Annotated in this window: 26 protein-coding genes; 16 read left to right on the top strand and 10 right to left on the bottom strand. The window is 71.4% G+C overall.

Annotated elements, in window-relative coordinates; all coding sequences use genetic code 11:
* Nucleotide 1 precedes the first annotated feature (1 nt).
* The 5 genes from BM419_RS12855 to BM419_RS12875 all read right to left on the bottom strand — a co-directional run bounded on the left by BM419_RS12855 (nt 2) and on the right by BM419_RS12875 (nt 5,033).
* Complete coding sequence (locus tag BM419_RS12855) at nt 2-334, bottom strand: sulfite:cytochrome C oxidoreductase subunit b precursor (protein WP_091926670.1); 333 nt, start codon at nt 332-334, stop codon at nt 2-4.
* An 11-nt stretch (nt 335-345) separates the two neighbouring features.
* Complete coding sequence (locus tag BM419_RS12860) at nt 346-1,533, bottom strand: molybdopterin-dependent oxidoreductase (RefSeq protein WP_091926671.1); 1,188 nt, start codon at nt 1,531-1,533, stop codon at nt 346-348.
* A gap of 524 nt (nt 1,534-2,057) precedes the next feature.
* A complete protein-coding gene (locus tag BM419_RS12865; RefSeq protein WP_091926672.1) occupies nt 2,058-2,573 on the bottom strand; it encodes a DUF2165 family protein in 516 nt (171 codons plus the stop codon).
* A gap of 71 nt (nt 2,574-2,644) precedes the next feature.
* A complete protein-coding gene (locus BM419_RS12870; protein WP_091926673.1) occupies nt 2,645-4,561 on the bottom strand; it encodes a hypothetical protein in 1,917 nt (638 codons plus the stop codon).
* Nucleotides 4,562-4,706: 145 nt separating this feature from the next.
* Nucleotides 4,707-5,033 carry a HesB/IscA family protein gene (locus BM419_RS12875; protein ID WP_020092036.1) on the bottom strand — a complete coding sequence of 109 codons (327 nt, stop codon included), beginning with the start codon at nt 5,031-5,033 and terminating at the stop codon, nt 4,707-4,709.
* A gap of 153 nt (nt 5,034-5,186) precedes the next feature.
* Between BM419_RS12875 and BM419_RS12880 the strand changes: the two genes are divergently transcribed.
* Nucleotides 5,187-6,434 (top strand): deoxyguanosinetriphosphate triphosphohydrolase, encoded by a 1,248-nt coding sequence (locus BM419_RS12880; protein WP_091926674.1) that lies wholly within the window; start codon nt 5,187-5,189, stop codon nt 6,432-6,434.
* Between the two features lie 25 nt (nt 6,435-6,459).
* Here BM419_RS12880 and BM419_RS32370 read toward each other — a convergent pair whose 3' ends face one another.
* Nucleotides 6,460-6,897, bottom strand: a complete 438-nt coding sequence (locus BM419_RS32370; RefSeq protein WP_091926675.1) for a hypothetical protein — start codon at nt 6,895-6,897, stop codon at nt 6,460-6,462.
* A gap of 279 nt (nt 6,898-7,176) precedes the next feature.
* Here BM419_RS32370 and argS point away from each other — a divergent pair, with 279 nt between their 5' ends.
* The 6 genes from argS (at nt 7,177) to tatC (ending at nt 13,558) form a co-directional block, all read left to right on the top strand.
* Entirely contained in the window at nt 7,177-8,928 is a 1,752-nt protein-coding gene (gene argS, locus BM419_RS12890) for an arginine--tRNA ligase (protein WP_091926676.1), read from the top strand.
* Between the two features lie 48 nt (nt 8,929-8,976).
* On the top strand, nt 8,977-10,356 hold the full coding sequence (locus BM419_RS12895; RefSeq protein WP_091926677.1) for an SPOR domain-containing protein: 1,380 nt from the start codon (nt 8,977-8,979) through the stop codon (nt 10,354-10,356).
* 251 nt (nt 10,357-10,607) lie between these two features.
* Nucleotides 10,608-11,612 carry a beta-N-acetylhexosaminidase gene (nagZ, locus tag BM419_RS12900; protein WP_091926678.1) on the top strand — a complete coding sequence of 335 codons (1,005 nt, stop codon included), beginning with the start codon at nt 10,608-10,610 and terminating at the stop codon, nt 11,610-11,612.
* A 157-nt stretch (nt 11,613-11,769) separates the two neighbouring features.
* A complete protein-coding gene (locus tag BM419_RS12905; protein WP_020092042.1) occupies nt 11,770-12,042 on the top strand; it encodes a twin-arginine translocase TatA/TatE family subunit in 273 nt (90 codons plus the stop codon).
* A gap of 119 nt (nt 12,043-12,161) precedes the next feature.
* A complete protein-coding gene (gene tatB / locus BM419_RS12910; RefSeq protein ID WP_091926679.1) occupies nt 12,162-12,761 on the top strand; it encodes a Sec-independent protein translocase protein TatB in 600 nt (199 codons plus the stop codon).
* The gene (gene tatC, locus BM419_RS12915) at nt 12,758-13,558 is read left to right on the top strand and encodes a twin-arginine translocase subunit TatC (RefSeq protein ID WP_020092044.1); all 801 of its coding nucleotides are present in this window, start codon (nt 12,758-12,760) and stop codon (nt 13,556-13,558) included. Before tatB ends, tatC begins: the two co-directional genes overlap by 4 nt.
* A gap of 15 nt (nt 13,559-13,573) precedes the next feature.
* Here tatC and BM419_RS12920 read toward each other — a convergent pair whose 3' ends face one another.
* Nucleotides 13,574-14,257, bottom strand: coding sequence for a response regulator (locus tag BM419_RS12920; RefSeq protein ID WP_042675256.1), 684 nt, complete (start codon nt 14,255-14,257; stop codon nt 13,574-13,576).
* Nucleotides 14,258-14,289: 32 nt separating this feature from the next.
* On the bottom strand, nt 14,290-15,561 hold the full coding sequence (tyrS, locus tag BM419_RS12925; protein ID WP_091926680.1) for a tyrosine--tRNA ligase: 1,272 nt from the start codon (nt 15,559-15,561) through the stop codon (nt 14,290-14,292).
* 123 nt (nt 15,562-15,684) lie between these two features.
* Between tyrS and BM419_RS12930 the strand changes: the two genes are divergently transcribed.
* The 4 genes from BM419_RS12930 to ribB all read left to right on the top strand — a co-directional run bounded on the left by BM419_RS12930 (nt 15,685) and on the right by ribB (nt 19,745).
* The gene (locus BM419_RS12930) at nt 15,685-16,818 is read left to right on the top strand and encodes an anhydro-N-acetylmuramic acid kinase (RefSeq protein ID WP_091926681.1); all 1,134 of its coding nucleotides are present in this window, start codon (nt 15,685-15,687) and stop codon (nt 16,816-16,818) included.
* The gene (locus BM419_RS12935) at nt 16,815-17,432 is read left to right on the top strand and encodes a DUF3578 domain-containing protein (protein ID WP_091926682.1); all 618 of its coding nucleotides are present in this window, start codon (nt 16,815-16,817) and stop codon (nt 17,430-17,432) included. The genes BM419_RS12930 and BM419_RS12935 overlap by 4 nt, the downstream gene beginning before the upstream one ends.
* A gap of 103 nt (nt 17,433-17,535) precedes the next feature.
* A complete protein-coding gene (gene aroC / locus BM419_RS12940) occupies nt 17,536-18,636 on the top strand; it encodes a chorismate synthase (protein WP_091926683.1) in 1,101 nt (366 codons plus the stop codon).
* 32 nt (nt 18,637-18,668) lie between these two features.
* On the top strand, nt 18,669-19,745 hold the full coding sequence (gene ribB / locus BM419_RS12945) for a 3,4-dihydroxy-2-butanone-4-phosphate synthase (RefSeq protein ID WP_091926747.1): 1,077 nt from the start codon (nt 18,669-18,671) through the stop codon (nt 19,743-19,745).
* A 20-nt stretch (nt 19,746-19,765) separates the two neighbouring features.
* Here ribB and BM419_RS12950 read toward each other — a convergent pair whose 3' ends face one another.
* Together BM419_RS12950 and BM419_RS12955 are read right to left on the bottom strand one after the other, a co-directional pair.
* Nucleotides 19,766-20,383 (bottom strand): LysE family translocator, encoded by a 618-nt coding sequence (locus BM419_RS12950; RefSeq protein WP_091926684.1) that lies wholly within the window; start codon nt 20,381-20,383, stop codon nt 19,766-19,768.
* Between the two features lie 132 nt (nt 20,384-20,515).
* The gene (locus BM419_RS12955) at nt 20,516-21,445 is read right to left on the bottom strand and encodes a histone deacetylase family protein (RefSeq protein WP_091926685.1); all 930 of its coding nucleotides are present in this window, start codon (nt 21,443-21,445) and stop codon (nt 20,516-20,518) included.
* A gap of 191 nt (nt 21,446-21,636) precedes the next feature.
* On the opposite strand from BM419_RS12955, the gene BM419_RS12960 reads away from it, so the two are divergent.
* From BM419_RS12960 to BM419_RS12980, 5 genes are all read left to right on the top strand, one after another.
* Nucleotides 21,637-22,215 carry a L,D-transpeptidase gene (locus tag BM419_RS12960; RefSeq protein ID WP_020092053.1) on the top strand — a complete coding sequence of 193 codons (579 nt, stop codon included), beginning with the start codon at nt 21,637-21,639 and terminating at the stop codon, nt 22,213-22,215.
* Between the two features lie 162 nt (nt 22,216-22,377).
* Entirely contained in the window at nt 22,378-22,818 is a 441-nt protein-coding gene (locus tag BM419_RS12965; protein ID WP_020092054.1) for a hypothetical protein, read from the top strand.
* A gap of 100 nt (nt 22,819-22,918) precedes the next feature.
* The gene (locus BM419_RS12970; protein WP_056528777.1) at nt 22,919-24,922 is read left to right on the top strand and encodes an acetyl-CoA carboxylase biotin carboxylase subunit; all 2,004 of its coding nucleotides are present in this window, start codon (nt 22,919-22,921) and stop codon (nt 24,920-24,922) included.
* Nucleotides 24,923-24,950: 28 nt separating this feature from the next.
* The gene (locus BM419_RS12975; protein ID WP_091926686.1) at nt 24,951-25,301 is read left to right on the top strand and encodes a hypothetical protein; all 351 of its coding nucleotides are present in this window, start codon (nt 24,951-24,953) and stop codon (nt 25,299-25,301) included.
* Nucleotides 25,302-25,318: 17 nt separating this feature from the next.
* Nucleotides 25,319-25,750, top strand: coding sequence for a gamma-glutamylcyclotransferase family protein (locus BM419_RS12980; protein ID WP_091926687.1), 432 nt, complete (start codon nt 25,319-25,321; stop codon nt 25,748-25,750).
* The last annotated feature ends 91 nt before the right edge of the window (nt 25,751-25,841 follow it).

A 25,841-nucleotide genomic window follows, 5' to 3' on the forward strand; every position in this document is an offset into this window, starting at 1 on the left:
GTCAGGGCCGCGGCTTCAGCGCGGCGAGATAGTCGATGATGGCCTGCCGGTCGGCGGGATCCACGCTGGCCTTGTAGCTGTGAATCATCTTGTCGACGATCCCGCTCCACTGCGCCTTCGACAGGGGGGGCTGCGTGAGAATCATCCCGGCCGAGTGACAGGCGAGGCAGGTGTTGCTGATCGCCTCGGCGCCCGGTCCCGCCGGGAAGACCTGATCGGACGTGGGCCATTCGACCTGCTGCGACGTGAAGCGCATCGGCTCCGGCGCGGCGGCCGCGGAGACGGGGATCAGGGCGAGCGCGGCCAGGCAGCGCGCTGTTGGCGTCAAAGACATGAAACTCCTCCTCAGGCGACCTGGAGCGTCACGGTCTCGACGCCGTTCTGCATGAAGCCCGCGCCGTTCCAGACGGGGTCCATCGGCTGCGCGAGTCCGTTCGTGTTGGTGCAGCGGACCTTGACGGCGCGGGTGCCGGTCGCGAGGGCCGGCAAGCCGACGTCGAAGCGGCGGAAACTGTAGGCGCCCGCGTCGGCCCCGAGCCGCGTCGGCGCCCAAGACGCGCCGCCGTCGGTCGAGATCTCCACGGACCTGACCCCGCAATCGCCCCCGAAGGCGATGCCGCGCACGGCCACCGGCGCGCCGGCCGCGACCCGGGCCCCGTCCTGCAGGTTCGTCACGAAGGCGCGCGGCACCATGCGGTCGATCGGCACCGTCTTGAAGCCGGTCTGGCCGGGCCGGACGTTGGCTCCCGGCACGTCCGGGATGCGGTAGGCGGTCTCCATCCAGTACTGATCGTCGGGCCTGTCCAGAACCTCGATGTCCGACAGCATCTTGACCCAGTAGGTCGAGTACCGGCCCGGAACGACGAGGCGCAGCGGGAAGCCGTTCAGCAGCGGCAATTGCGCGCCGTTCATCGCGTAGGCGATCATCACCTCGCCGTCGCGGGCATGGTCAAGGGCGAGGGATTTCCGGAAGTGCGGCGCGTCGCTCACGACCGGCTCGTCGAGGCCGGCGAAGCGCACCTGTACGGCCCCACCCCTCACGCCCGCGCGGTCGAGCACGTCCTTCAGGCGCACGCCGGTCCAGAGGGCATTCCCCATCGCGCCGTTGGCCCACTGCGCGCCGGGGACCCGCGGCACGAACAGGCCCCGCGAATTGCCCGAGCACTGGTTGACCGCCGCGATCTCGAATCGCGGCATGTTGGCGAGTGCGTCGAGGGACAGCGACAGGGCCGTCTCGACGTGGCCGCGCACTGTCAGACGGAAGGACGGCACGTCGATCGCGGTCGGGATCTCGGCCCAGTGCCAGCGCACATAGAAGCGGTCGTTGGGGGTGAACACGCCCTCGTCGAACACCGCGAAGGGTGTCTCCAGCAGCGGCGGCCGGGTGCGCTGCAGGATCATCGCGCCCTTCCCGGGGAAGGCGGTCGTGACCGCGCGCTGCTCGGGACCGCCGGGCAGGGGGAGTCTGACCGTGCCGGCGGCCCAGGCCGGGGCGGCCGCAGCGAGGCCTCCGAGGCCGAGGCCGGCCAGCATGGCACGGCGGGGAAGGGCGGATTGGCTCACGGCGGTGTCTCCTCAACAGCGTGGGGTAACTCGATGACCGTTGCTCTGCGGTTTGCAGATCGCGGTTGCGCGGTCCGATTTCTCTCCTGACGCTCCTCGAACCGGGCCCGGGCATCGCGCGATGCCGGAAGGCGGATCAGGTGGAGGCTGACGGCGGTGGGCGCGGCGAGCGAGGGTGCAGGTCCAGGACCCGGCCGACGATCGCGACCTCGACCGCCTCAGGCCGACGGCTCTGGGGCTGACCGCGAGGCGGGAGCCAAGCCTGGCTACGGAACCGCGGATGCGGCACGCGATCGAAAGAGGGTTGGTCCTGCGCGACACGACTCGGCTCCGGGACAGGGAGCCACCATCCCTCTCGCCGAGTGTTCAATCCAACAGAACTTACGGAACGAACTGATCGCGATTCCCGATCATTCCGGGTGGCGGTGCGGCGAACTCCGAGAACGCGGTCGGCACGACAGCCCCCGCGTCGGGGCAGCGCTGGCCGAGCGATCTCAGCCTCTGCGGCCCGCCTCCGGATCCTCGGCCTCGGGCAGGGCGACGTAGATCATCACGCCGAGGACCGTCATGGCGAAGCGGAAGGCGGATTGCTGGCCGTTCCAGACCTTCGACATCCACATGCCGAACCACTCGGCGCCGATGCCCAGGAAGCCCGCCTGCCAGACCAGGAAGCCGACGCTCAGGCCGGCGATCGCCCAGGTCTTGGCCCGGTCGAAGTCGCCGCGCGGGGCCCGCAGCCGCGCCAGCATCAGCGCGACGCCGATCCAGAGCAGGAGCGCCGTGACAGCCTCCGCGGCGACGATCATCGCGAAGACGCCGCGCTGCAGTGCCGGATCGGTGATCGCGCGGTCGGCGATGCCCGAATCCGGCAGGATCGTGTCCATCGACAGCACGTGCTGCACGAAGGCGAGGTTCACCGCCGGCTCCGTGACGTTGCCGTACACGACCAGCGTGCAGGTCAGGGCCAGGGCGCCGACGAGGGCGGCCTTCGAGAGGCGGACGGCGAGCATAGGCGGCCCTTCCAGATATGCGGGCGTCGCCTTCGGAGCCGGGCCACGGCCTCGGCCGATCGCGGCGTCGCTCAGTTCGCTTTCGCCTCGACCTCGAGCCGGTCGAGGACGGCGGCCGGTGAGCGCGCCGCGCCCAGGTCGATGAAGCCGATCCCCGCCGGCTCCCTGGACTTGGCGTGCACCACGAGCTTGCCGGGTTTCATCACGAACTGGCCCATGGCGGCGCCGATCCCCTTGGCGGCCGCGCTGTTGCCCAGGATGATCGGCACGCCGAGCAGGCTGGCGGTGACGTATTCCTTGCGCAGCTCGTCCGGCTTGAGGCTGAGATCCTTCGACTGCGCGGCCAGGAAGCGCTCGAACAGGCCGGCATTCTCGACCGTCAGGTTCAGGGTCTTGGCGCTGCCCGAGAACATCACCATGGTCGCCGCCGGCAGGGTGCCGGAGAACAGTTCGGGCCCGATGCCTCCGAGCGTGCCGGACAGGCGGACGGTGCCGATGTCCCGCCCGGAGATCGTGACCTCGCGCAGGGCGAGGTCGCGGGCCTTCTCGTCCAGGCTCGCGTCGGCCACGAGGTCGAGGTCGAGGTCCCGGTAGCCGTAGGCCGGCAGCAGGCCGAGGAGCGGCGCGCCCGCGAGCAGGTCGGCGGGCAGGCTCAGGCCGGTGAGGCTGATGCGGGTCGCGCTGGGCACGCCGTCGGTCAGCGGGCCGAAGGCCAGGGCCGCCTCGCGCAGCGCGACGCGGGGGGACGGCCGCGGCGACACCGTGACCGCAAGGGGATCCGCGGTCCTGTCGGCCGGCCTGGGCTCGGGTGTCCGCGCCGACCGGCCCGGCTCGGGCAGGGCGCCGCGGGCCGGGGGCCGGACGTCGCGGGGAGGCGCCCGCTCGGCCTCCGCCTCGGGCGGCAGGTCGATCGACAGGTCGGTGAGGGTGAGCGTGCCGAGCTTCGGCGTCAGGCGACGCATCTCGACGTCGGAGAAGCCGGCGCCGCCCGTCGGCTCGGCGGCGATGCCCTGGAGGGTCGCGACGGTCGGCGCCAGGGAGGTCCCCAGCGCGGCCACGCGGCCGACATGGATCCGCAGCGCGCCGCGGGTCATCGACAGGTTGTCCAGGGTGGTGCCGCCCTCGGAGCCCGAGGAGGTGTAGGCGGCCCGGCCGATCTCGAAAAGCACCGGCCCCTTCGGATCGGTGTCGCTGACGCTCAGGCCCTGCATCTCCAGGCTGCCGACCGAGGTAGCGTCGATGAGATCGGCGGCGGCGGCGGCCAGCGGTCGGCGGTCGCTGGCGCCGTCGAAGCCGTTCGCCACGATGGCGAAGGCACCGCTCCAGCCGTCCGGGACCTGCCGGCCGCCGAGGTCGCGGCCGTCGAGGCGGGCGATCTTCACGGTGGTGCCGCGCGCGTCCGAGTAGGTGACGTCCGAGACCTGGATGGTGCCGTAGACGCGCTGGACCGGTCCCTTGCCGTCGCCGGGCACCGTGTAGAGCCGGCTGAGCGCGGCGAGATCCAGGTCCGTGGCGCGCACCTGACCGTAGGTCCCGGACCCGCGGTTCGGCCCCGCGACGGAACTGACCGTCGCGCCGGCCGCCGTCAGCTCGCCGACGCGGCCGGCCCGGATGTCGCGGGCGACCACATCGCGGTAGGTGACGGTCTGCCGGTTCTCGCCGGGACCCGCGTTCTCGGAGACGAGGACCGGGACAGTCAGGCTGCCGGCGTCGAGCCGGGCGAGGCGCTGCTCCCAGGGCACGTTGGAATCCGGGCGCAGGATCGCTGCGAGATCCTCCTTGGAGAGGCGGGTGCCGCTGGCCGTCAGCTTCGGAGCCTTCAGCAGCGTGCCGCCCAGCGGGATCACCACGTCGTTGACCGTCACGTCCTGGACGGCGGCGGCGCCTTCCTGCGCGGCGAGCGGCGCCGGCGCGAGGCCGAGAAGGGCCAGTGTGGCGGCCGCCGCCCAGGCCGACCGGAGGCGGAGACGGGCCTTCGGGTGGTTCATGGCAGCGTCCGGACCAGGGCTCTCGCGGGGATGCCCTAGCCGTGCCGTGTTTTGCCGGGCGAGGCAATCGCGCGCGTCGGCCCGGGCGATCGAGCCGGGAAAGGTGTCGTACGGACGCAACGGCGCGGCGGCGCCGGGCCGGGCGCTACAACGAGAAGGAGGTGCCGCAGCCGCAGGAGGCGGTGGCGAGCGGGTTCTCGATCTTGAAGGACTGCCCGATCAGGTCGTTCACGAAATCGATGGTCGAGCCGCTCATGTACTCGAGCGAGACCGGATCGACGATCACGGTGGCGCCGTCGCGCTCGATCGCGACATCCTGCGCCTCGCGGGCGCGGGTGATGTCGAAGGCGTAGGAGAAGCCCGAGCAGCCGCCGCCGTTGACGCTGATCCGCAGCGACGAGCCGGCCGGCTCCGCCACCATGATCTCGTTGATGCGCTTGGCCGCGCGGGCGGTCAGGGTGATCTCAGCCATCGGTCTCTGGCCACGCATTCGTTCGGTGGACGGCGCGCCCGGCCCGTTGCCGAGGGCGCCTCGACCCACAAGATATGAGCCGCAAGCCCGCGCCGCAACGCGCCGGGCGGGGAGCCGTCATGAGCAGGGTGCGTGAGTTACAGAGCGGATGCCGTGCGACCGAACGGTGAGCGCTGGCGCGCGCCCTACGCCACCGACCCGGCCCGCACCCGGGGCCGCCTGATCCCGGAGGCCGGCTCGCCGACCCGCAGCGACTTCCAGCGCGACCGGGACCGGATCATCCACTCGACGGCGTTCCGGCGGCTGAAGCACAAGACGCAGGTCTTCGTGCATCACGAGGGCGACCACTACCGCACCCGCCTGACCCACACCCTGGAGGTGAGCCAGATCGGCCGGGCGCTCGCGCGCGCCCTCGGGCTCGACGAGGACCTCGCGGAAGCTCTGGCCCTCAGCCACGACCTCGGCCACACCTGCTTCGGCCATACCGGCGAGGACGCCCTCGACACCTGCATGGCGCGCCATGGCGGCTTCGACCACAACGCCCAGGCGCTGCGGATCGTCACCCGGCTGGAGCGGCGCTACGCCGGCTTCGACGGGCTGAACCTCGCCTGGGAAACGCTGGAGGGCCTCGTCAAGCACAACGGTCCGCTGCTCACCGCGGACGGCCACCCGACGCCCCGCTACGCCGCCCGCGGCATCCCGGCGGCGATCCTGGAATACGACGCGCTGAATCCCCTCGACCTGTGGAGCCAGGCCGGCCCCGAGGCCCAGGCCGCCTCGCTGGCGGACGACATCGCCTACGCCGCCCACGACCTCGACGACGGGCTGCGCGCCGGCCTGTTCGAGATCCCGGAGCTGCGGGCGGTCCCGTTCCTGGCCGGGCTGCTCGACGAGATCGACCGGCTGCATCCGGGCCTGGAGCCGTCGCGGATGATCCACGAGCTCGCCCGCCGGGTGATCACGCGCTTCGTCGAGGACGTCATCCGCGAGGGCGGCCGCCGCATCGCCGCCCTGGATCCGCAGCGCGTCGAGGACATCCGCAACGCGGATCAGCCGGTCATCGTGTTCTCGCCGGAGATCGCGGCGGCCGACGCCGAGATCATGCGCTTCCTGTGGGAGCGGATGTATCGGCATCCCAGCGTGGTGGCCGTGCGGAAGAAGGCCGACGCCATCGTCAACGACCTGTTCGCCGCGTTCACCGCGGCGCCGTCCCGGATGCCGGAGGAGTGGAGCGCCGGTCTCGACGGGGCCACCGAGGCCCGGGTCGCCCGCCGTGTCGCCGACTACATCGCCGGCATGACCGACACCTACGCGGTCCTGGCGCACCGCAAGCTCTACGCGACGACGCCGGACCTCCACTGGGAGTTGCCCAGCCGGGGCCTGCCCCTCGCCGAGCCCTAAGGGCCCGGCGCGGGGCCGGCGCGTGTCAGCAGCCGCAGCCGCAGGTGAAGCTGCCGTAGCACCCGCCGTAGCCGTAGCCACCGTAGGCAGCGGGATAGCCGTAGCCGTAGCCGCCGTAGGCGGCCGGGTAGCCGTAGCCGTAGCCGTAGCCGCCATAACCGTAGCCGCCGTAGACGCTGCCGGCGGCGAGCCCGAGCCCGAGGCCGATCCCCGCGCCGGCCAGCCCGTAGCCGAGGGCCCGACCGTAGCCGCCGCGGTAGCCGTAACCGTAGCCGCGCCCGTAGAAGCCGCGGGCCACGTAGCCGCCGCGGTAGCCGTAGCCGCCGCGGTAACCGCCCCGGAAGCTGCCGCCATGGAATCCGCCACCATGGAATCCGCCGCCGCGGAACCCGCCCGCCTCGGCACTCGGCGCGGCCAGGATGAGCGCGCAGAGCGCCGTGCCCGCAATCGTCAAGGTCTTCATCAGTAACTCCGCGATCGGCCTACTCACGATCGCCAACGATGACACCGTGTCGTCTCGTTCGAGACAAGACGGACACTGGGCGATCCGTATTCGTCGCGCGGGATAACCCGTCGGCGACGCGCACGTGGTTACCGGAGCGATGCCGCGACCGCGGATTCCGCGGGCTCGGTGCGCGGCCCGGCGCCGTGACACCCTCCCGCCCCCTTGCTAGACCGCCGGGGCGGGCGCAGGCCGGACGGGCCGGGCGACGAGACCCCCGCGCGAGCGAGATCGAGACCCATGAACATCTTCGCCCTGTTCGAGGCGCGCGTGCGCGAGGCCGTGGAGGCGCTGACCCGCGCCGGCCACCTGCCCGAGGGCCTCGACCTGGGCCGCGTGGTCGTCGAGCCGCCCCGCGACGCGTCGCACGGCGATCTCGCCACGAATGCCGCCCTGGTGCTCGCCAAGGAGGCGCGGACCAATCCGAAGGCGCTCGGCGAGGCCCTGGCGGAGGAACTCCGCGCGGACCCGCGGATCGTCGAGGCGAGCGTCGCCGGGCCGGGCTTCATCAACCTGCGGCTCGACCCCGGGATCTTCCACGCGGTCGTGCGCGACGCGCTGACGGCGCCGGAGGCGTTCGGCCGCGCGCGGTTGCCCGGCGGCCCGATCAACGTCGAGTATGTGTCGGCGAACCCGACGGGGCCGATGCATGTCGGGCACGGCCGCGGCGCGGTGTTCGGCGACGCCCTGTGCAACCTGCTCGCCGCCGCCGGCCGGCAGGTGACGCGGGAATACTACATCAACGACGCCGGCGTTCAGGTCGACGTGCTGGCCCGCTCGGCCTTCCAGCGCTACCGCGAGGCCCTGGGCGAGCCCTTCGCCATCGCCGAGGGCCTCTACCCGGGCGACTACCTGAAGCCCGTGGGCGCCGCGCTGGCCGAGACCCACGGCCGCGCGCTCCTCGACAAGCCGGAGGCGGAGTGGCTGCCCGCGGTGCGCGAGACCGCGCTCGGCATGATGATGGAGATGATCCGGGCCGACCTGGCGGCGATCGGCATCCGCCACGACGTGTTCTTCTCCGAGCGCACGCTCCAGGAGAGCGGGGCCGTGAAGTCCCTGCTCGCGGAACTGCGCGCCAAGGGCCTCGTCTACGAGGGCCGCCTGCCGCCGCCCAAGGGTCAGCTGCCGGAGGATTGGGAGGACCGCGAGCAGACGCTGTTCCGCACCCGGGAATTCGGCGACGACAGCGACCGCCCGCTGCTGAAGTCGGACGGCTCGTACACGTACTTCGCCTCCGACATCGCCTACCACCGGGCCAAGTACCTCGCCGGCGCGACCGAGCTGATCGACGTCCTGGGGGCCGATCACGGCGGCTACGTGAAGCGCATGCAGGCCGCCGTGAAGGCGGTCAGCGACGGCAAGGCCACGCTCGACGTCAAGCTCTGCCAGCTCGTGCGGCTGTTGCGCGCAGGCGAGCCGGTCAAGATGTCCAAGCGGGCCGGCGAGTTCGTGACCCTGCGCGACGTGATCGACGAGGTCGGCCGCGACGCGATCCGGTTCATGATGCTCTACCGGAAGAACGACGCGACCCTGGATTTCGACCTCGCCAAGGTCGTGGAGCAAACGAAGGACAACCCGGTCTTCTACGTCCAGTACGCCCATGCCCGCGTCCGCTCGGTGCAGCGGCAGGCGCGCGAGGCCTTCCCGGACGCCGACCTCTCGGCCGCGGCGCTGGCCCGCGAGGCGGATTTCTCCGTGCTGAGCGACCCGGGCGAGATCGAGATGATGCGCCTCATCGCTCAGTACCCGCGGGTCCTCGAATCCGCGGCGCTGGCGCACGAGCCGCACAGAATCGCCTTCCACCTCTATGAACTGGCCTCCGCGCTGCATAGTTTCTGGAACAAGGGCAAAGACTTGCCGCAATTACGGTTTGTTAATGCAACCGACCGAAAGTCGACGTGGGCCCGGCTGGCGCTCGTCGAAGCTCTGCGGAGCACGCTGGCGGCCGGCCTTGCGATTCTCGGTGTGACCGCGCCGGACGAGATGCGATAGGCCCGGGTGCATCGGGCCGGTCTTCGGCGTTGATGTGAGGATGCTGCCATGACGAACGCTTCGCGCGCTCAGGTCGATTTGGACGCCCTCGCGCGCGATCTGCGTCAGGAGAAGGGCCAGGCGCCGCAGGCGTCCGGCAAGGGCGACCCGCTGGCGGAACTCGCCCGCATCGTCGGCCAGGACGACCCGTTCCGGGCGCTGCTCGCGGCCCGCGACGAGATGCGCGCCGTCGCGCCCGCCGCCCCGCAGCAGGCCGCCTGGAATGCCCGGGTCGAGCCGAGCTTCGCCCCGGAACCCGCCAAGGCCACGCCGGCCGACGCGTTCGACCAGTATCTCGCCTCGGTAGAGCAGGACACGCACCGCGAGGGCGCCGGCTACGCTCCGGAGGGCGGCCCGACCTCGACCGGCGACGAGGAGACCTACGCGGACAGCCGCGCGCTCCGGCGCGCCAATCCGCGGCGGCGGCTCGCCTCGGTGGGTGCCGGCGTCGCCGTGGTGGCGCTCGCCGTCACCGGGGCGCTCACCTACAAGGGCCTGAGCAATTCGGGCCACGGCGGCGTTCCGGTGGTCCAGGCCGATTCCACGCCCCTCAAGGTCGCCCCGAAGGTCGCCGACGGCGTCGAGATCCCGGATCAGAACCGGCAGATCTACGACCCGAAGGGCAAGAAGGACGGCCAGATCAAGATCGTGAACCGCGAGGAGCAGCCCCTCGACGTGGCCGAGGCCGCGCGGGCGGCCCAGGGCCCGTCGCAGCCGAGCGGCGCCCAGGGTGGCACGACACCGGGCAGCGGCCCGTTCGAGGCCTTCGGGGAGCCGCGCCGCGTCCGCACCGTGGCGGTCAAGCCCGAAGCGCCGCCCGCGCCGCCGCCGCGCGAGCAGCAGGCCGCCGATGCCGGGCCGGCCCCGATCCCCACCATGGTCCTGCCGAGCGACGAGCCGCCCGCCCCGCCGGCCCCGAAGTCCAGGCCCGTCCGCCAGACCGCCGCAGCCATGCCGGCGACCACGGCCACGCCCGTCGACGCGCAGCCGGAAGCCGCGGTCGAGCAGCCGGCGCCCAAGCCGGTGGCCGTGAAGCCGCCGCCGAAGGCCGCCCAGCGCATCGCCGCCGTCGCTCCGGCCGGGGCGGCCGCGCCCGACACCACCGCCAGCACCACGACGGACGACGACGCCGTGAAGTCCGGCCCGGTCAGCGGCTTCTCGGTCCAGCTCGGGGTGCGCAGCTCCGCCGCCGAGGCCAAGGCCGCGTTCCACCAGTTGCAGGCCAAGTACTCGCAGCTCGCCGGCAAGCCCGAGCTGATCCGGCAGGCCGAGGTCAACGGCAAGACGATCTACCGCGTCCGCGTCGGACCGCTGGAGAAGGCCCAGGCCGCGAGCCTGTGCAGCGCCCTGCAGGGCGCGGGTGGCCAGTGTTTCGTGGCCAAGAACTGATCTCCTGACGGCACCTCGTGGACGGGACGGCGTGCCCGTCCGCGGTGATCCGCGTCGCCCATCCGACCGAGTCCCCTAGGCAACACGGGCGGCGCGATCGCCCCGGCCACCGGTCCGGGGCCCCGGTTTGGTCTTGCCGGCTCCCCGTTCCCGCCCGACTCTGTCGCCATCGATTCGCGCCGCCCGGCGGCCCCGCCGCCGTTCTCGCGCCGTCTTCGCGCCGCCACCGAGCAGTATCCGAGCCGTTCCAGATGACCTCCCGCGCCCTGATTCTCGGCTGCACCGGCCCGTCGCTCACGGCGGAGGAGAGGGCCTTCTTCCGGGACGTGAAGCCCTGGGGCTTCATCCTGTTCAAGCGCAACATCGGGACGCCCGACGAGGTCCGCGCCCTCACCGGGGCACTCCGGGACTGCGTCGGGTCCGACCGGGCGCCGATCCTGATCGATCAGGAAGGCGGCCGGGTCCAGCGGATGGGCCCGCCCCACTGGCCGGCCTATCCGGCCGGCGGCCGCTACGGCCGCCTCAACGGCAGCGCCGCGACCGTCGCCCGGCTCGGCGCGCGCCTCATGGCGCACGACCTTGCCGAGGTCGGCATCAACGTCGACTGCGCCCCCGTCCTCGACGTGCCGGCGCCGGGCTCGCACGACATCATCGGCGACCGCGCCTACGCGACGAGTCCGGAGCGGGTCGCCGAGATCGGACGCGCGGTCGCCGAGGGCCTGATGGCCGGCGGCGTCCTGCCGGTGATGAAGCACATTCCGGGGCACGGGCGCGCCACCTGCGACAGCCACCACGGCCTCCCGGTGGTCGACGCGACCCGCGCGGATCTCGCCGGGCAGGATTTCCGCACCTTCCGGGCACTCGCCGACCTGCCGATGGCGATGAGCGCGCACGTCGTCTTCACCGCCATCGATCCCGACCGGCCGGCGACCCAGTCAGACACCGTCATCCGCGACATCATCCGCGGCGCCATCGGCTTCGACGGCCTGCTGATGACCGACGACCTGTCCATGCACGCGCTGACCGGCACGTTCCGCGACCGGACGGAGCGCGCCTTCGCGGCGGGGATCGACATCGGCCTCCACTGCAACGGCGCGCGCGACGAGATGCAGGCTGTGGCCGAGGCGGCGCCCGAACTGACCGGCGAGGCCGCGCGGCGCGCCGCCGCCGCCCTGGCGCGGCTCGACCCCGCCGGCGACGGGTTCGACGTCGCGGAAGCCCGCGACCGCTTCGCCGCGGCCCTCGCCGCCGCCTGACCTGAGACACCGCGCGACGTTCCATCGCGGCCTTCCACCGGCCGTGGCATCGCCTCTGCTTGTGTTCGAGCGGCGCGATCCCTAGGTTCGCCCCGAAATCCTCAACCGGACGTGGCGTCACGCTCCCGCTTCTTCGGGGCGCCCGCAGGAGGTTGCCATGGGCAGCATGAGTATCTGGCACTGGGTCATCGTCGCGGTCATCGTGATGTTGCTCTTCGGACGAGGCAAGGTGTCCGACCTGATGGGCGACGTCGCCAAGGGCATCAAGGCCTTCAAGAAGGGCATGGCCGAGGACGAGACCCCGCCGGCGGCCCAGGCCGCGCCGCCGCCGGCCGAGCCGGTCCGCACCATCCCGCACACCGCCGAGACGAGCCCCGGCACCGCGATCCCGGCGAGCCATATCCCCGGCGGCGAGCGCAAGCCGGTCTAACGGCGGGCGCGACTGTAGGCGAGCCCGACTGTAGAACTGTCAGAGCGCGCGCGCTCGTGTAGAGCCTGACGGGGTCCGGCCGCCGTGCCGGATCTCGGGGCAGCAGGACCGTCGACGACATGCTGGACATGAGCTGGGGCGAGGTGATGCTGATCGGCGGCGTCGCCCTCATCGTCATCGGGCCGAAGGATCTGCCGAAGGCGCTGCGCACCGTCGGGCAGATCACCACGAAGCTGCGCCGCATGGCCGGCGAGTTTCAGATGCAGTTCAACGAGGCGATCCGCGAGGCCGAGCTCGACGACGTCCGGCGCGAGGTCGACGGCATCCGCAACACCGTCCGCACGGCGGGCTCGACCTTCAATCCGGTGCAGACGATCCGCGACGAGCTGAAAGGCGCCGTCGAGGGCCGGGCCAAGATGGGTCCGGAGAAGATGGGACCGGAGATGCCCGACCCCGAGACTCCCCCGATCGAGACCCGGTCGCTGGCCGACGCCACGGCGCAGCTGAAGGCCGAGCAGGAAGCCGCGGCGGTGCCTCACGCCGCCGATACGCATCCGGTGACGCCCGCCGGCGCGTCGGACCATGGTGCGGCGGCCGAGGTCGCGGAGGCGCCCCTGCCCGTGCCCGGCTCGGTGGACGATCCGTTCGGTCCTCCGCCCGACCCGCCTGCCGCACACCCCGCCACCGAAGAGTCCAAGAACGGCACGGCTGCCCGATGATCAGCGAGGCGGACGAGGCCGAGATCGAGGCGTCCCGGGCGCCCCTGCTCGAGCACCTGATCGAATTGCGGTCGCGGCTGATCAAGTCGCTCATCGCCTTCGTGCTGATGTTCTTCGCGTGCTTCTTCTTCTCGCGCGATATCTACAACGTGCTGGTCTATCCCTACGTCTCCATCGTGGGTGCGCAGAACGCCGAGCTGATCGCCACGCACTTCCTCGAGCAGGTCTTCACCAACATCAAGCTCAGCGTCTTCGGCGCGGCCTTCCTGGCCTTCCCGGTGATCGCGACCCAGATCTACGCCTTCGTGGCGCCCGGCCTCTACCGCAACGAGCGCAAGGCGTTCCTGCCCTACCTCGTGGCCACCCCGATCTTCTTCCTGCTCGGCGCGCTCGTGGTGTTCTTCCTGGCGATGCCGCTGCTGATCAAATTCTCGGTGTCGCTCCAGCAGGTGGGCGTCGCCGGGGAGCCGACGATCAAGCTGCTCCCGAAGGTCGACGAGTACCTGTCGCTGATCATGACGCTGATCTTCGCGTTCGGCATCGCCTTCCAGCTGCCGGTGATCCTGACGCTCCTCGGCCAGATCGGGATCATCGACGCGGCGTTCCTGCGCGAGAAGCGCCGCTACGCGATCGTGCTGGTCTTCGTCGCCGCCGCCATCCTGACCCCGCCGGACGTCATCTCGCAGCTCTCCCTCGCGATCCCGATGCTGCTCCTCTACGAGGCCTCGGTGTTCTCGGTGGCGCGGGTCGAGAAGCTGCGCGCCGCGCGGCGCGTCGAGGAGGGGCTGGAGCCCTGAGCCGGCGCGCCGGGCTCAGTCCGGCGCGCGCAGGCGGTAGCCGACGCCGGTCTCGGTGAGCAGGTAGCGCGGGCGCTCGGGATCGGGCTCGAGCTTCTGGCGCAGCTGCCGGATGTAGACGCGCAGGTACTGCGGGTCCGACGAGGCCGGCGCGTGGCGCATGAGCTGCGCGTGGGTGAGCACCTTGCCGGCGTGCTGCACCAGCACGCGCAGGAACTCGTATTCCCGCGGCGACAGCTTCACCTCGCGCTCGCCGACGCGGACGATGCGGCGGACGAGGTCGACCGAGAGGTCCTCGACCCGGAAGACCGGCCGCTCCCCCTGCATGGCGAGGCGATGGCGCAGGGCAGCGCGGATGCGCGCCAGCAACTCGTTCATGCCGAAGGGCTTGGTGACGTAGTCGTCGGCGCCGAGATCGAGGGCCTCGACCTTGCCGCGCTCGTCGTCGCGGCTCGACAGGATCACGACCGGCAGGTCGGGCCAGCGCTCGCGGATCGCCGCCAGGAGCGCGTGGCCGGCCATGTCGGGCAGGCCGAGGTCGAGGATCGCGAGATCCACCCCGCCAGCCTCCAGGGCGGCGAGCGCCGCGGCCCCGTCGGCGGCCTCGACGACCGCGTAGTCCTGCGTCCCGAGACCGGTGCGGAGCAGCCGGCGGATCGGCGGCTCGTCGTCGATCACCAGGATGCGGGCTATGCTCACGCGTTCCGTCTCTCGTGGCGGTCTCGGGCGGCCTATTCGGGCCGCAGCAGCACGTGCCGCTTCTTGCCGAAGGAGAGCTTGATGACCCCGTCCGCGGTCACGTCGCCGCGGCCGAGGACAGCCTTCTCGTCCGTGACCGGCACGTCGTTGACGCGCAGGCCGCCGCCCTTGATCTGACGGCGCGCCTCGCTGGTGGACGGCACGAGCTTGGCGACCTCCGGCCCGAAGGCGGTGAGCACGCCGAGGCCCGTCTCCAGGGCAGCGGACGGCACGGTGACGCTCGGCAGGTCGGCGGCCAGCGTCCCCTCGACGAAGGTCTTGCGGGCGGTCTCGGCGGCGGCCTCCGCGGCCTCGCGGCCGTGCATCAGGGCGGTCGCCTCGGTGGCCAGCACCGTCTTGGCCGCGTTGATCTCGGAGCCGGCGAGGGCGGAGAGGCGCGCGATCTCCGCCAGGGGCAGCAGGGTGAACAGCTTGAGGAAGCGGGCGACGTCCGCGTCCTCGGTGTTCCGCCAGAACTGCCAGTAATCGTAGGGCTTGAGCATGTCCGGGTTGAGCCAGACGGCGCCGGCCGCGGTCTTGCCCATCTTGGCGCCCGACGAGGTGGTCAGGAGCGGGCAGGTCAGGGCGTAGAGCTGCGGCGTGCCCATGCGGCGGCCGAGATCGATGCCGTTGACGATGTTGCCCCACTGGTCCGATCCGCCCATCTGCATGACGCAGCCGTAGCGGCGATTCAGCTCCACGAAGTCGTAGGACTGAAGGATCATGTAGTTGAACTCGAGGAACGACAGCTCCTGGTCGCGCTCCAGGCGCAGGCGCACGCTGTCCATCGACAGCATGCGGTTCACCGAGAAATGGCGGCCGACGTCGCGCAGCATCTCGATGTAGTTGAGCTTGGTCAGCCACTCGGCGTTGTCGACCATCACGGCGTCGCCGGCCGCGTCGCCGAAACGCAGGAACCGGTCGAAGGTCTTGCGGATCTCGGCTTTGTTGGCGTCGATCTGCTCGACGGTGAGGATCTTGCGGGTCTCGTCGCGGCCGGACGGGTCGCCGACCCGGGTCGTGCCGCCGCCCATCAGGGCGATGGGCCTGCCCCCGGTGGCCTGCAGCCAGTGCAGCATCATGATCGACAGCAGGTGCCCGACATGGAGCGAGGGCGCCGTGCAGTCGTAGCCGACATAGGTGGTCAGCCGGCCCTCGAGGGCCGCGGCGTCGATGCCGGCGAGGTCCGAGGTCTGGTGGATATAGCCGCGCTCGGTCAGGATCCGCAGGAAGTCGGATTTCGGCGCGAAGCTCTCGGCGGTCATGGATGCCATCTCGGGTCGCGCGCTGGCGCGACAGGCCGAGGCCCCGCATGCTAGCTCGCGCTGGGTTCAGGATACGGCGCGCTCTTAGCAGGGCGTTGACCGAAAGGCACGGGGCAGCACGGCATGGCGATGATGCGCGCGATCGGACTGATGAGCGGCACCTCGCTGGACGGCGTCGACATCGCGCTGATCGAGACCGACGGCGAGCGCGTCAACGTGGTCAAGGGCCACAACAACTTCCTCGAGCCGCTGGGCCCCACCGGCTACCGCGGCTACGCCGACGACGAGAAGGCGCTGCTGCGCGCGGCCACCAAGGACGCCGAATCCGTCCTCCATCCCGCCGACCGGCCGGGGCGTCTGCCGGAGGCCGAGGCCTTCGTCACCCTCGCCCATGCCGAGGCCGTGGAGCGCTTCCTGGAGGAGCACGGCCTGAATGCCTCCGAGATCGACGTGATCGGCTTCCACGGCCAGACCGTGATCCACCGCCCGGACCAGCGGATCTCGATCCAGATCGGCGACGGGCAGGCGCTGGCGACCCGGCTCGGCATCCCGGTCGTCTCGGACCTGCGCCGGGCCGATATCGAGGCGGGCGGGCAGGGGGCGCCGCTGGTGCCGGTCTTCCATAAGGCGCTCGCCGAGGCGTCGGGCTTCGACGGGCCCTTCGGCATCCTCAACATCGGCGGCGTCGCCAACGCGACGCTGATCGACTCGAAGGGCGGCGTCATCGCCTTCGACACCGGTCCCGGCAACGCCCTGATCGACGAGTGGATGCAGGAGCGCGAGGGCAAGAACCTCGACGATGGCGGCCGCACCGCCGCCCGCGGCCGCCCGGACGAGCAGCTGCTCGCCTGGCTCCTGACGCACCCGTTCTTCTTCCGCAAACCGCCGAAGTCGCTGGACCGGAACTGGTTCTCGCACAAGCTCGCCGGGCAACTCTCGACCGAGGACGGCGCCGCGACGCTCACGGCCTTCACGGCCCGGGCCGTGGCCCGGGCCCTCGACCACGCCCCGGAGGTCCCGACCCGCTGGATCGTGGCCGGCGGCGGCGCCCGCAACGGCGAGCTGGTGCGGCTCCTGAACTACCACCTGCGCGCCGAGATCACGACCGCGGACGCGATCGGCTGGTCCTCCGCCTATCTGGAGGCGCAGGCCTTCGCGTACCTCGCGGTGCGCTCGCTCAAGGGCCTGCCGATCACCTTCCCGGCGACCACCGGGGTACGCGAGGCCATCACCGGCGGGGTGCTGGCGCGGCCGTGAGCCTCGGCTACGCCCTCCGGCGGATCGTCGAGGAATACCCGCTCGCCCGGCTCGACCCGCCGGCCGGCCACCCGCTCGCTGCCGTCATCCGCAGGGGTGCGCCGGACGAGCTGCGCGCCGCCCTGGAGCCGATCGACGGGCCGTTCCTGGTGAAGGGCAGCCCGGGGCGCGGGAGCCACTGGGCCGCGATCCCCTGGATCGCCGTGTTCGATCCCGCCGTCACCACCAGCGCCACGCGGGGCTACTACCTCGTCTACCTGTTTCCGGCGAACCGCGAGGCGGTGCACCTGTCACTGGCGCAGGGAACGGTGGCGGCGATCCGCAGCCACGGTCCGGCGGCGGCCGGTGCCCATCTTCGCGCCAGCGGCGCCGCGCTCAGGACTCGACTGTCGGACTTCGCCGACGCGCTGCCGAACGCGGCGATCGCCCTCGGCAGCGCGGGCGAATTGCCGGAGGGCTACGAGGCCGCCCACATCCTCGGCCTCACCTACGCCCTCGCCGATCTCGGTGACGAGCGCCGGCTGCACCGGGATCTGGCCGCCGCGGTCGCGGCGTACCGGGCGCTCAAGGCGCGGGGCGGGCTCGATCTGCCCGGTTCGCCGAAGTCGCCATGAGGCTGGCGACCGCTTCGGCCCGTCGCCGCGCGCGGGTCTGCCCCGCCGCCCTGCACGGGCCGCGTTTGTGCCCCCGCCGCTCCCGCGCTAAGGCAGCCGCGCCATGTCGCACAACACCTTCGGCCACCTGTTCCGCGTCACGACCTTCGGCGAGAGCCACGGGATCGCGCTCGGCTGCGTCGTCGACGGCTGCCCGCCCGGCCTGCCCCTGGAGGCCGAGGAGATCCAGGCCGAGCTGGATCGCCGGAAGCCCGGCCAGTCGCGCTTCACGACGCAGCGCCGCGAACCCGATCAGGTCAAGATCCTGTCCGGCGTCTTCGCGGACGACCGCACCGGCGGCCGCCAGCTCACCACCGGCACGCCGATCGCGCTGATGATCGAGAACACGGATCAGCGCTCGAAGGACTACTCGGAGATCCGCGACAGCTACCGCCCCGGCCACGCCGACTACACCTACGACGTGAAGTACGGCATCCGCGACTACCGCGGCGGCGGCCGGTCCTCGGCGCGGGAGACCGCCGCGCGGGTCGCGGCCGGCGCGGTGGCGCGCAAGGTCATCCCGGGCGTGACCATTCGGGCGGCCCTCGTGCAGATGGGCCCGCACGCCATCGACCGGTCCCGCTGGGACTGGGACGCGGTCGGCAACAACCCGTTCTTCTGCCCCGATGACGAGACGGCGTCCTTCTACGAGACCTATCTCGACGGGCTCCGGAAGGACGGCTCGTCGGTCGGCGCCGTCATCGAGGTCGTCGCCGAGGGCGTGCCGCCCGGTCTCGGCGCACCGGTCTACGGCAAGCTGGACGCGGACCTGGCCGCCGCGATGATGTCGATCAACGCCGTGAAGGGCGTCGAGATCGGCGACGGGTTCGCGGCGGCGGCCCTGCGCGGCGAGGACAACGCGGACGAGATGCGGGCCGGCAACGGCGGCCGGCCGCGCTTCCTGGCGAACCACGCGGGCGGCATCCTGGGCGGCATCTCCAACGGCGAGCCGGTCGTGGTGCGGTTCGCCGTGAAGCCGACCTCCTCGATCCTGACCCCGCGCCGCTCCGTCACCCGCGACGGCGGCGAGGTCGATCTCGTCACCAAGGGCCGGCACGATCCCTGTGTCGGCATCCGCGCCGTGCCGGTCGCGGAGGCCATGATGGCCTGCGTGCTGGCCGATCACTATCTGCGCCATCGCGGACAGGTCGGATCCCAGCCCTGATCCGGGTCCGTCCCAACGATTCGAGAATGCCCGTGCCCCACTGCACCGTCACAGAGGCCATCGCGGCCTTCGCCCGCGGCGAGATCGTGGTCGTCACCGACGACGACGATCGCGAGAACGAGGGCGACCTCGTCGTCGCCGCCTCGCTCTGCACGCCGGAGAAGATGGCGTTCATCATCCGCAACACCTGCGGCATCGTCTGCGCGCCGATCACCCAGAGCGAGGCGCGGCGCCTGCACCTCGCCCCGATGGTCGCGTCGAACGACGCGCCGCTGGGCACGGCCTTCACGGTCACGGTCGACGTCAAGCACGGGCTGACGACCGGCATCTCGGCGGAGCAGCGCTGCAACACCGTGCGGGCGCTGGCCAACGGCAACATGGGCGCCGGCGACTTCGTGCGGCCCGGCCACGTCTTCCCGCTGATCGCCCGCGACGGCGGCGTGCTCATGCGCTCGGGCCATACCGAGGCCGCCGTCGACCTGTGCCGCCTCGCCGAGCTGCCGCCCGTGGGCGTGATCTGCGAGCTCGCCAACGACGACGGCACCGTCATGAAGGGGCCGCAGATCGAGACCTTCGCCGAGACGCACGGCCTCAAGCAGGTCTCGGTGGCCGACCTGATCGCCTATCGGCAGGCCCGCGATCGTCTGGTGGAGCGGGTCGGACACTTCCCGGTGCGCTCGAACCACGGCGACCTGAACGCTTACGTCTTCTCGACGCCCTTCGAGTCGATCCAGCAATTCGCGTTCGTGATGGGCGAGATCGGCGACGGCCGCGACGTGCTGGTGCGCCTGCACCGCTCCAATGTCGCTGCCGACGTGATCGGCGGCGGCAAGCAGATCGACGCCGTGCTCAAGCGCTTCGCGGCGGCCGGGCGCGGCGTGCTGGTCTATCTCCGCGACGGCACCGCGGGTGTCCCGGTCAAGAGCGTCACCGACGAGGGAACGGAGGCGCTCCGGGCGCGGCAGTGGCGCGAGGTCGGGCTCGGCGCCCAGATCCTGCGCGATCTCGGCGTGGTCTCGATCCGCAACCTCGCCACCTCGTCCCGCTCCTATGTCGGCCTCTCGGGCTTCGGTATCGAGCTCCTGGGCGACGAGCCCCTGGAGGGCTGAGGCCCGGAAGAGCGCCCCGGTCAGGCGCGGCGCAGGACGGTCCAGACCGCCGCGCCGGCCATGATCGCCGCGGCGCCGCGGTTCAGCCGCGCGCGAAAGGCCGGCCGCCGGAGAGACTCGCGCGCCCGCGCCGCCAGCGCCGCGTAGGGCGTCATCACGGCGAAGAGGATCGCGGCCGTGATGACGACGAGGCTGACGCAATCCGCCGCCGTCACGCCCCGCAGATCGACGAGCGTTGGCAGGATCGCGAGGTAGAAGACGATCGTCTTCGGATTGCCCAAGGTGATGGTCAGCCCGGCGACGAAGCTGGTCCACGGCCGGTCCCGCGATTCCCCCTCGACCCGGGCTGCGGCTCCGGCCGCGCGCCAGAGCCGGAACGCCAGGTAGGCCAGGTAGAGCGCCGCGCCGTAGCGGACGACGACGAAGACCGCCCCGAGCGCCTCCGCGATCAGCGACAGGCCGAAGATCGCGGCGGCGAGATAGGTCAGGTCGCCGAGGATCAGGCCGAGCGAGAAGGCCATCGCGGCGCCGAAACCGGCGCCCAGGGCCCGGGCGACGAGGGCGACGACGCCGGGCCCGGGGATCGCGGCAGCGACCCCGAGGGCCAGCGCGTAGGTCAGGAAGCCCGCGAGCGTCATCGAGCGGTGCCCGCGGCCGGGACGGGAATGCTCCGCAGGGGTGGGCGCAGACGGCTCCGTGGCGGCATGGCGGCGATCTCCTCCGAGACGCCGATTATCGCGTGCCGCCGGACGACCGCAACGCAGCCGCCGTCAGCGGCCCATCAGCGCGTCGACGTGGGCGGCCACCGACTTGCCGAGGCCCTCGAGGCTGTAGCCGCCCTCGAGGATCGAGACGACCCGGCCGCCCGCGCAGCGCTCGGCCAGGTCCATCAGGCGGCGGGTCGCCCAGCCGAAATCCTCGGCCTCCAGCCGCAGGTTGGCGAGCGGGTCCAGCCGGTGCGCGTCGAAGCCGGCGGAGATCACGATCACGTCCGGCCGGAACGCCTCCAGGCGGGAGAGGATGCCGGTCTCGAACGCCTCGCGGAACACCTCGCCGTCGTCGTTCGGCCGCAGCGGCACGTTGACGATCGTGTCCTTCTCGCCCCGCTCGGACGGCGATCCGGTTCCCGGGTAGAGCGGCATCTGGTGGGTCGAGCAGTAGAGCACAGAGGCGTCGTTCCAGAAGATGTCCTGGCTGCCGTTGCCGTGGTGGACGTCCCAGTCCACGAGCGCCACCCGCTCGGCGCCGTGCTTCTGCCGGGCGTGGCGGGCCGCGATGGCGGCGTGGTTGAACAGGCAGAAGCCCATCGCGCGGGTCCGCTCCGCGTGGTGGCCGGGCGGGCGCATGGCCACGAAGGCGTTGCGGCACTCGCCGCCGACGACGGCGTCGACGGCGTGCATCCCGCCGCCCACGGCCCGCAGCGTCGCCTCGAGGCTGCCCGCCGACAGGATCGTGTCGGAATCGATGCCGACCATGCCGTGCTCGGGCACCGCCGCCACCAGCGCGTCCACGTACTCGCGCGGGTGCGCGAGGGTGACGGCCTCGATCTCGCCCCGGGGCGCCGTGGCCCGCACGAGGCCCGCGAAGCGCTCGTCCTCCAGGGCCCGCTCCACCGCGCGCATCCGGGCCGGTCGCTCCGGATGCCCCTCGGGGACCTCGTGATCGAAGCTGGCGGGATGGCTCACGTAGAGGGTGGTCACGAGGGTCGCTCCCGGGATGCTCGCCTGTCGCGCACCGGCAACAGGAGCCGGCAATGTGCCACGGGCCCAACGCGCGGACTACGGCGGGGTGCCGTTGCCCCCTTATGGTTGCGTGATTCTTCCACGGGACGGACCCGGATCGGCGATCCGCGCGCCCCGTCCGCGGTCGCGACGACCTTCGAGGCGGGGATATGCGCATCATCTCGGGACTCGGCTGCGCCCTGCTGCTGGCGGGCTGCACCTTCAAGGGCGTGCCCGATCCGGCGCTCTCGGCCCGCGACGCCGAGTACATGGCCCTGGTGCCCGAGGCCGAGTTCGATCCGCACTTCGCCCGCTACGAGATCGCCGACCCGACCCGGGAAGCGCCCGGCACGATCGTCGTCGAGACCAAGGAGCGCCAGCTCTACCTCGTCCTGCCGAACGGCCGGGCGATGCGCTACGGCGTGTCGGTGGGCGACGAGGCGTATGGCTGGACCGGCACGGCCAGGATCGACCGCAAGGCGGAGTGGCCGGCCTGGAACCCGCCGGCCGAGATGATCCGGCGCTGGCCGCACGTCCACGCCATGCAGGGCGGCCCGATGAACCCGCTCGGCGCCCGCGCCCTGTACCTGTCGGATCGCGGTCGGGACACGCTCTACCGGATCCACGGCACGAACGAGCCCGAGAAGATCGGCCAGGCGGTCTCGTCGGGATGCATCCGGATGCGCAACATCGACGTGGTCGACCTCTACAACCGGGTGCCCGTGGGAGCCACGGTCATCGTCCGGTAACGCAACCGGTCAACGTCCCAATAAGCCTGCTTGCTCGGGGGGTGTTTACCTGAACTTCCGTTCAGATCTCGCCATTAACCTCTGGAAGGGGAGCGGTCTCGTAAGTTGAAGACACACAGGGACTAGAGCCGACCGCAACAAAGGTCGGGGAGGCAGGCGATCATGACCACCATTTCCGTTCAACAGTTCTGCAACCATGCTGTCTCGGCCGGCACGATCAGCGACGAGGACCTGCTCGTCCTGAAGCGCGAGGTTCTCCCGGACGGCCTCATGAACCGCGAGGAGGCCGACCTCCTGATCGCCCTCGAGCGGGCGGTGATCGGTTCCGACGCCTTCGCCGACTTCCTGGTCGCCTCGGTCGTCGACTTCGCCGTGTGGGGCTCGCGCCCGACCGGCTACATCGACCGCGACGTCGCCGCGTGGCTCGCCGCCTCGCTCAGCGGCCGCGACGGCCCGAGCGCGGTGGGTGCCCGGATCGCCATGGAAGTCGTCCGCGAGGCCGAGAGCAGCGCCGAATCACTGGTGGCCTTCGCCCTCGAGGCCAACCGTCGCGCCCGCGACACGGTCCAGGCCCCGCGCATGACCTTCGCCCTGGCCGCCTGAGCCTCAGACCAAGGCGCAGCTTCCGTCCGCGGCGCAACTGATCTATCGGGACAGTCAAGCCGGTGCGCAATCCGGCGATCTCGAAAGCAGTGCGCCAGCGATGTTCGACAAGATCCTGATTGCCAACCGGGGTGAGATCGCCTGCCGGGTGATCAAGACGGCCCGGAGGATGGGCATCAAGACCGTAGCGGTCTACTCGGATGCCGATCGCGACGCCGTGCACGTCGCCATGGCCGACGAGGCCGTGCATATCGGGCCCGCTGCCGCCTCCGAATCGTACCTCGTGATCGAGAAGATCGTCGAGGCCTGCAAGAAGACCGGCGCCCAGGCCGTCCATCCGGGATACGGCTTCCTCTCCGAGCGCGAGGCCTTCCCGAAGGCGCTCGAGGCCGCCGGAATCGTTTTCATCGGCCCCAACCCGGGGGCCATCGCCGCCATGGGCGATAAGATCGAGTCGAAGAAGGCGGCCGCCGCCGCCGAGGTCTCGACGGTTCCGGGCTTCCTCGGCGTGATCGAATCACCCGAGCACGCCAGGAAGATCGCCGACGAGATCGGTTACCCGGTGATGATCAAGGCCTCCGCGGGCGGCGGCGGCAAGGGGATGCGCATCGCCTACTCGGGCGAGGAAGTGGCGGAGGGCTTCGCCCGCGCGAAGTCGGAGGCGGCCTCCTCCTTCGGCGACGACCGCGTCTTCATCGAGAAGTTCATCACCGACCCGCGCCACATCGAGATCCAGCTGATCGGCGACAAGCACGGCAACGTCGTCTACCTCGGCGAGCGCGAGTGCTCGATCCAGCGCCGTAACCAGAAAGTGATCGAGGAGGCGCCGTCGCCGCTCCTCGACAAGAAGACCCGCCGCAAGATGGGCGAGCAGGCCGTCGCGCTCGCCAAGGCGGTGAACTACGATTCGGCCGGCACGGTCGAGTTCGTCGCCGGGCAGGACAAGTCCTTCTACTTCCTGGAGATGAACACCCGTCTGCAGGTCGAGCATCCGGTCACCGAGATGATCACCGGCCTCGACCTCGTCGAGCTGATGATCCGCGTCGCGGCCGGCGAGAAGCTGCCGATCACCCAGGACGACGTGAAGCTGAACGGCTGGGCGGTCGAGAGCCGCGTCTACGCCGAGGACCCGACCCGCAACTTCCTGCCCTCGATCGGTCGGCTGACCACCTACCGTCCGCCGGAGGAGGGCCAGCAGGGCACGGCGATCATCCGCAACGATACCGGCGTGGAGGAGGGCGGCGAGATCGCCATCCACTACGACCCGATGATCGCCAAGCTGGTCTCCTGGGCGCCCACCCGGGCCGAGGCGATCGCCGCGCAGGGCGAGGCCCTCGACGCCTTCGCCATCGACGGCATCCGCCACAACATCCCGTTCCTCTCGGCGCTGATGGCTCATCCGCGCTGGCAGGAGGGTCGGCTGTCCACAGGCTTCATCGCCGAGGAATTCCCCGAGGGTTTCACGGCTCCGGAGCCCGCCGGCCCGGTGGCGATCCGCATGATGGCGGCGGCGGCGGCGATCGACCACAAGCTCAACCAGCGCAAGCGCGGCATCTCCGGGCAGATGCGCGCGCCCGGCCTCTTCGCCTTCGAGCGTGAGCGCGTGGTGATCCTGGCGGGTCACTCCTTCCCGGTGACGGTCGAGCCGGAGGGCGAGGACATCCTCGTCACCCGCGACGACGGCACGGCGCTCACGGTGGCGAGCGCCTGGCGCCCGGGCGAGCCGGTCTGGATCGGCACGATCGGCTCGGAGCGCGTGGCGATCCAGGTGCGCAGCCTGCTCAACGGCGTGTTCCTGCAGCACGCCGGCGCGGCCGCCGAGGCCCGGGTCTACACCCGTCGCGAGGCGGAGCTCGCCGCCCTGATGCCGGTGAAGGAGCAGGCCGGCTCGGGCAAGCAGGTGCTCTGCCCGATGCCCGGCCTCGTGAAGCAGATCCTCGTCACCGAGGGCCAGGAGGTGAAGAACGGCGAGCCGATCGCGGTCGTCGAGGCCATGAAGATGGAGAACGTCCTCCGCGCCGAGCGCGACGCGACGGTGGGGAAGATCCACGCCAAGGAGGGCGACAGCCTCGCGGTCGACGCGGTGATCCTGGAATTCGCCTGATCGCGGGGCACGCGTCGCGCTCGCGGCCGTGACCGCGGTTCACAACGAGCAGACCAAGCTGCTGGCGACGGCGCTGAACAACATCGCCGTTGCCTACGTCGTCATCGGCTTCGTCACGCCGATGACGGCCGCGAGCTTCGGTGTGCCGAGTGCACCGGCGCTGCGCGTCGAGAACGCGATCTTCACGCTCGTTTGGCTGGGGACCGGCTGCGCACTACTGTTACGGTGCGAGGCGTGCCCTCCGGAGCCTGAAGCCGTGAACTACGACTGGATCTTCGTAACGTTCGGCATTCCGGCGATCACGCTGGCGATCGCCTACGCGGCCGTGCGCGCGAACGAGCGGGCCGCGCATCGCCTCGATCCCCCAGCGGGCGAGTAGGCTCTCAAAGCTCCGGCATGCCCCTCTATTTCGCCTACGGCGCCAACATGGATGCCGCCGCGATGGCGCTGCGCTGCCCGGTTTCGCGGCTGATCGGCGGCGGACATCTGCCGAACCACCGCTTCATCATCATGCGCGAGGGCTACGCGTCCGTCGTGCCCGATCCAAGGCGCACCGTCTGGGGCGTCCTGTGGGAACTCGCTCCCGACGACATCCCGGCCCTCGACCGCTACGAGGGTGTCGCCGGGGGTCTCTACACCAAGGCGGCGCTGCCGGTCCGCACCGGGGAGGGCGTCAAGCGCGCCCTGATCTATCGCGGATGCTCGACGGCGCCCGGCCGTCCGAGGCCCGGGTACCTGGAGGCGGTCGTCGCGGCGGCGCGCGCGGCGCAGCTGCCGCCCGCCTATCTTCGGGAACTCGGCACCTGGACCCGCGGCCTGCCCGCCTGAGCGTCGCGCAGTTGGTACGCGACATGCTTGCCCACGAGCGAGCTGGAGGGCGAGCGGCAGCACCGCGCCCGTCCGGCCATCCGTGATTGCG

Origin of the sequence: Methylobacterium sp. yr668, from assembly GCF_900116245.1 — a bacterium.
Lineage (GTDB): Bacteria > Pseudomonadota > Alphaproteobacteria > Rhizobiales > Beijerinckiaceae > Methylobacterium.